Annotated in this window: 5 protein-coding genes and 1 pseudogene; 1 reads left to right on the top strand and 5 read right to left on the bottom strand. The window is 59.4% G+C overall.

Annotated features, from left to right (window positions below; all coding sequences use genetic code 11):
• A partial coding sequence (locus R6T97_RS09315; protein ID WP_410349020.1) for a cytochrome-c peroxidase occupies positions 1–1,093 on the top strand: 1,093 nt, incomplete at its 5' end.
• A gap of 68 nt (positions 1,094–1,161) precedes the next feature.
• On the opposite strand, the gene R6T97_RS09310 is transcribed toward R6T97_RS09315, so the two are convergent.
• The 5 genes and pseudogenes from R6T97_RS09310 to R6T97_RS09290 all read right to left on the bottom strand — a co-directional run.
• On the bottom strand, positions 1,162–2,352 hold the full coding sequence (locus tag R6T97_RS09310) for a glycerate kinase (RefSeq protein WP_410349019.1): 1,191 nt from the start codon (positions 2,350–2,352) through the stop codon (positions 1,162–1,164).
• A 40-nt stretch (positions 2,353–2,392) separates the two neighbouring features.
• Positions 2,393–3,694 carry a xylose isomerase gene (xylA, locus tag R6T97_RS09305; protein WP_410349018.1) on the bottom strand — a complete coding sequence of 434 codons (1,302 nt, stop codon included), beginning with the start codon at positions 3,692–3,694 and terminating at the stop codon, positions 2,393–2,395.
• A complete protein-coding gene (xylB, locus tag R6T97_RS09300) occupies positions 3,691–5,130 on the bottom strand; it encodes a xylulokinase (RefSeq protein WP_410349017.1) in 1,440 nt (479 codons plus the stop codon). The genes xylA and xylB overlap by 4 nt, the downstream gene beginning before the upstream one ends.
• A complete protein-coding gene (locus R6T97_RS09295; RefSeq protein WP_410349016.1) occupies positions 5,130–5,879 on the bottom strand; it encodes an ATP-binding cassette domain-containing protein in 750 nt (249 codons plus the stop codon). Before R6T97_RS09295 ends, xylB begins: the two co-directional genes overlap by 1 nt.
• Positions 5,876–6,084 (bottom strand): annotated as a pseudogene (locus R6T97_RS09290) (sugar ABC transporter permease); the annotation flags it as partial. The gene R6T97_RS09295 and the pseudogene R6T97_RS09290, both read right to left, overlap by 4 nt.

Genomic DNA, 6,084 nt, shown 5'->3' with positions numbered 1-6,084 from the left:
GTCGCTCGGCATCGGCGAAGGGGGTGTTGGTATCGGCCCGCAGCGCACTACCGGCACCGGCCCTGACGCAATCCGCAAACGCATCCCCCGCAACGCGCCAAGCCTTTGGAATCTCGGGCATAATGACATTGAAACCCTGTTCCATGACGGGCGCCTGACACGCTCTGATATTTACGGAAACGGCTACGACTCCCCCGCCGAGGAATGGTTACCCGAAGGGCTGGACAACCTCGTTGCAGCCCAATCATTGTTCCCGATGGTCGCCCAGTTCGAAATGGCCGGAAACCCCCGTGAAAACGAAATTGCAGGCGCGACCCATGACCGGATCGATGTGGCATGGCCCATTATCGCCAAGCGCGTGCGCACTATCCCGGCCTATGGTGCGATGTTCGTGCAAGCCTTTGATCACATTGAAGAACCCACAGATGTAAGCATTGTCGAAATCGGCAATGCGCTTGGTGCTTTCATCATCAGCGAATGGCAATCCTACGATAGCCCCTATGACAAATGGCTGCGGGGCACGCCCCTGCCTGCCGACGCCGAACGGGGCCGTCAACTCTTCTTTAACAATAGATGTGCATCCTGCCATACCGGTGATCTGTTCACCGATCAAAGCTTTCATGCGCTCGGCTTGCCCGCCTTCGGGCCGGGACGCACAAGGATTTGGGACCAGATTTCGCGTGATGTTGGCCGGATGGCTGAAACAAACCTGCTGGAGGACGCCTATAAATTCAGGACGCCATCACTGCGCAATGTCGCCCTGACAGCCCCTTACGGGCATAACGGGGCCTACCCCACACTCGCCGACATGATCCGCCATCATGCCGATCCAAACGCTGCGCGCGACGCATGGCAACCAGAGCAAGCAAACCTGCCGGGTGCCCCTTGGCTGGCCGCATCCGATTTTGCGATCCGGCAGGACGCCCGCGAAATGGCGCGACAAACAGCAGCTGTCGACATGCGTCCAATCGCACTGACCGACCCGGAAATCGAGGACCTTGTCGCCTTTCTGCATGCGCTGACAGGGCAAACAGCCCTGACGCGCCCCTTGGGGCGCCCTGAAACTGTGCCCAGCGGACTGCCTGTCGATTAGTCCAGGCAACGCCCTGTTATTACTGGCCCCAAAATATCCCCGCCGGAGGCTCCGGCGCTGGCAAAAGCTCAACCGGTCCGGATCATCACGCCAAGATCGGCAACATTCGTCCCCGTGGCATCTGTTATCAGCAAGTCTCCGGCTTCTTTCAGCGCAGCATAGCTGTCGTTATTGGCCAGACGCGCCTCAAGATCGGTGATCTTGCCAAGTGTGTCCTGATCCACCAGCCCACCTGCCGCGTCCGTTGGCCCGTCGCGCCCGTCGCTTCCACCCTGCAAGCAAGTCCATTCGCGCCAACCCCGTCTTTCCGCTTCCAGTGCGATCCGCAACGCAAGTTCCTGATTGCGCCCGCCGCGCCCCGAACCGCGCAGGAAAACCGTTGTTTCACCGCCCCAAACGGTCGTGCCCATGACCGCATTGTCACAAATCATCCGCGCAGCATCGGCAACATCGCCGACAACGGGTTCGGCAATCATATACGCATCACCCGCCGCAGCTTTCATCGCGGAAACGCTTTTGCCGTTTGAACCCACAAGCAGATTGCGCGCTTCTGGCAATGGTCCCAAATCGACCGCCGTTTCCAGATGCTCCCGCACGACGGCGGGTACTTTCTGCCAAAGTCCGGCCTCTTGCAGCCGTGCTATCGCCTCTTGCGCTGTCCCGATCGGGCGGACGGTGGGGCCGCTAGCAATCGCAGACAGGTCATCTCCGATCACATCCGACAAGATCAGCGCTGTCACCGGCTGCGGCACCGCGTGCCGTAGGAAACCGCCACCTTTCAGGTCCGACAATTGCTGGCGGATCACGTTCATCGCAACAATATCCAGGCCGGACCCCAACAACAGCTCGTTGACGCGTACCTTGTCCGCCAGCGTGAGTGCCCCCGCGGGCGCGGGCAGCAAAGCCGATCCACCGCCAGAGATCAGTGCCAGCACCGGGCCCTGCGCTTCGTGCAGGGCTGCAATAACGGCTTTTGCCGCCGCTGCACCTTGCGCATCCGGCACCGGATGACCAGCGGCCATGACACTGGCGCCCTCCAGTTCTGCCGCATTTTCGTAATTCGTAACGACAATGGATTTCACGCCTGCAAATCTCGCCAGTGCTGCCTGCGCCATCAGGCGTGCCGCTTTGCCAACCGCAATGATCAGGGCCGGAGCGGGCACATCATCCAGAGCCACGGCAACCGCGGCATATGGATCAGCAGCCTTCACGCCGGCCTGAAATATCCGCTGAGCTTCGGCACGGCGTGTGTCCGTCATGATCCGTTTTCCTTGGTGTCACGCAGGGACTAATGCAGCACTAAAGATAGCGGTTTACAAGGTTTTCCAACCGTTCCTGCCGGCCAGAGCGCGGTTGGGGGTTGGTGCCTTCGGCCAAGACCTTTTCCGTGATGCTATCAAGATCACTGCGCAAAAGACCCTTACCGTCAGCCGTGTCCCATCCGGCGTAGCGTTTGTCGCGTGCCGCCTCCAGCTTGCCATCTTCAAGCATCGCGGCTGCGGCTTTCAGACCGGCAGCACAGGCATCCATGCCACCCACATGCGCAAGGATCAGGTCTTCGGGATCAAGCGACTGGCGGCGCAGCTTCGCATCGAAATTGGTGCCTCCGGTCGTGAAACCACCTGCGCGCAAAACCTCGTAGTAGGCGAGCGCCATCTCTGGCACATTGTTGGGGAACTGGTCGGTGTCCCAACCGGACTGGTAATCGTTGCGGTTCATGTCGATGGAACCAAAGATGCCCAACTCGCGCGCCAGCGCCAACTCATGCTCGAACGAATGACCCGCGAGGATCGCATGGCCCTGTTCGATATTCATCTTCACCTCGTCCTCAAGGCCAAAGTCCTTGAGAAAACCGTAAACCGTCGCCACATCGTAGTCGTACTGATGTTTGGTCGGCTCCTGCGGCTTGGGTTCAATCAGGATCGCACCTTTGAACCCTATCTTGTGTTTGTAATCCACGACCATCTGCAACATGGCACCCGCCTGTTGGCGCTCGCGGCCCATGTCGGTGTTCAGCAGGGTCTCATAGCCTTCGCGCCCGCCCCAGAGGACGTAATTCTCGCCCCCCAGCTTCATGGTCGCATCCATGCAGGTCTTGATCGTGGCCGCAGAGTAAGCGAACACATCCGGGTCGGGGTTCGTGGCCGCGCCCGCCATAAAGCGTTTATGCGAAAACAGGTTGGCCGTGCCCCAAAGCAGCTTGACGCCGCTTGCGTCCATCTTTTCGGCAAAATAATCGACGATGACTTCCAGATTACTTGTACTTTCGGCAAAGGTCGCCCCCTCGGGCCGCACATCGGCGTCATGGAAACAGAAATACGGCACGCCCAGAATCTGGAACATCTCGAACGCCACATCCGCCTTCATCCGCGCCGCATCCATGCTGTCGCCGAACCAAGGGCGGTCAAAGGTCTGTCCACCGAAGGGGTCACCACCGGGCCACGCAAAGGAATGCCAATAGGCCGCGGCAAAACGCAGATGGTCTTTCATCGCCTTGCCCATCACAACCTCATCGGGGTTGTATTGGCGGAAGGCAAAGTCGTTATCGCTCTCGGGGCCTTCGTAGGTGATAGCGGGAATACCCTTGAAAAAGTCGGTCATGTCAGTCCTTTCAACGCGCCATAACTGGCGCGGTATCTTGCATGCGCCTCGCTGAAGGCGCTGGTGAGTGATATATCAGGGTCAATGGTGCGCGCGATCTTGGGAAGCGTCGCGATCTCTACCCCTGCGCCGGTCGCCGCCATCATACCAAGCCGTGCCGCTCCGAAGGCACCGCCAAAATCTCCCGCGACCGGCAGTTCAATCGGCATATCCAAGGCAGTGGCAATTGCCTGCACCCAGTAATCCGATTTCGATCCACCGCCGACGGCGATCAGCCGGTTGATTGTCGTACCGGTCGCGCAAAGCGCATCGTAATTGTCCCTGATCGCATGGGTAACGCCCTCAAGCACCGCGCGGGTCATCGCCGCCTGATCGGTTGCATGGTCAAGATGCAGAAATGCTCCGCGAACATTGGCATCGTTGTGCGGGGTGCGTTCACCCCCCAGATAGGGCAGAAACAGCGTGCGCCCCGGTGCCTGCAAAGGCCCGAGCCCACCAGTCAGAGTTGCCGCAGGGGTGCCTGCGATCTTTGCAAACCAGTTCAGCGCATCCGCCGCAGCAAGGATCACGCCCATCTGGTGCCATGTGTCCGGCAAGGCGTGGCAGAAGGTATGCACCGCTGTCGCGGCATCGGGTTGATAGGCATCCGATGCGGCAAACAGCACGCCAGACGTGCCAAGCGACACAAACGCATCGCCGGCTTTCACAACACCAACGCCGACCGCGCTCGCCGCATTGTCACCGCCGCCGCCTGCAACGACGACACCTTTGGGCAAACCCCAACGTGCGGCCAGTTCATCACGGATTTGGCCGGAAACCTCGGAGCCTTCGACCAGACGCGGCATCTGCGCACGGCTCATCCCCGTCGCGGCAAGCAGGTCATCCGACCAATCGCGCTTGCCCACATCCAGCCAGCTTGTCCCGGCGGCATCAGACATCTCGGCGACAGCCTCGCCCGTCAGCCAAAGGCGCAGGTAGTCCTTTGGCAGAAGCACACGCGCAATTTTCGCAAAAATATCCGGTTCATGCCGCGCAGTCCACACCAACTTGGGCGCGGTAAATCCGGGAAAGACGATATTGCCGGTCAGCGCACGGAATTTCGGATCAGCGTCCAGTTCCGCCGCTTCAGCGGCAGAGCGCGTGTCGTTCCACAAGATACACGGACGCAGCACCTGATCGTCTGCGTCCAGCAGCGTCGCCCCGTGCATCTGGCCCGAAAGCCCGATACCGCGTACTGCTTCCAGCGACGTTTGCGCCGCCAACGCCTGCATCACGGCGTCCGCCGCCTCCAGCCAATCCGCAGGGGCCTGCTCTGACCAACCGGGTGCCGGGCGCAAAGCGCCCAATGGCGCTGTCGCTTCCGCGACAATCGCCTGCCCTTCGTCGATCAAAACAGCCTTGAGACCGGATGTTCCCAAATCAAGGCCAATAAACATTACGCAGCCTGTTTGGGGTTCTTGCCCATGATGATCATCGACAGGATGTCATCCTCGGTCACATCCTCGACACGCTCAGTTCCGATCAACTGGCCGTTCTTCATCACGGAAACACGGTCGCACAGGTCCATCATTTCGCGGGTGTCGTGGCTGATCAGGAAAATACCAAGGCCCTGCGTCTTCAATTCCTTGATCAGATCGGCCACCATCGCTGTCTCATGTACACCCAACGCCGCAGTCGGTTCGTCCATGATCAGGATGCGTGCGTTGAAATAGACCGCGCGTGCAATCGCAACCGACTGACGCTGACCGCCCGAAAGCGAGCGGACGGGCTCAGAGAACCGTTGGAAGTTGGGGTTCAAACGCGCCATGATCTTGCGCGATTCCGATTCCATCGCCGTATCGTCAAGCAGACCGAACGGTGTCGTGATCTCGCGGCCCAGAAAAAGGTTCGACGCAGCGTCAAGGTTATCGGACAACGCAAGCGTCTGATAAATCGTCTCGATGTTGTGATTTCGCGCATCGATCGGGCTGTTGATTTCGACCTTTTTGCCATCGATAAAAATCTCGCCCGCGTCCTTTTTATAAGCGCCCGAAAGGATCTTGATCAGGGTCGACTTGCCAGCACCGTTGTGGCCCAGAAGGCCCACAACTTCGCCCGGCATCACATCGATGGACACATTGTCAACGGCCTTGATCCCGCCAAAATGTATCGAGATATTGCGCATTTCCAGCAACGGGGTGCTCATGTCGTGTCTCCTGTCTTACGGCGGTAGATAATGTCGATCCAGACAGCGAGGATCAACACGCCACCCACGATCATGTTCTGCAACGGCGAATCGACGCCCACCATACCCATCCCGGACACAAGCGCCTGCATGATAAGCGCACCAAGGATCGCGCCGTAGATTGTACCGACACCACCTGCAAGGGCCGTGCCGCCAATCACTGCGG

It is taken from the genome of Yoonia sp., assembly GCF_046498525.1.
Classification (GTDB): domain Bacteria; phylum Pseudomonadota; class Alphaproteobacteria; order Rhodobacterales; family Rhodobacteraceae; genus Yoonia.
The sequence above is the reverse complement of the archived record's forward strand: the minus strand, read 5'-3'. Positions and strand labels throughout refer to the sequence as shown.

Coding starts and splice junctions, on each gene's coding strand:
- xylA (WP_410349018.1), bottom strand. CDS start 3,694: ATGACCGACTTTTTCAAGGGTATTCCCGCTATCACCTACGAAGGCCCC.
- xylB (WP_410349017.1), bottom strand. CDS start 5,130: ATGTTTATTGGCCTTGATTTGGGAACATCCGGTCTCAAGGCTGTTTTG.
- R6T97_RS09310 (WP_410349019.1), bottom strand. CDS start 2,352: ATGACGGACACACGCCGTGCCGAAGCTCAGCGGATATTTCAGGCCGGC.
- R6T97_RS09295 (WP_410349016.1), bottom strand. CDS start 5,879: ATGAGCACCCCGTTGCTGGAAATGCGCAATATCTCGATACATTTTGGC.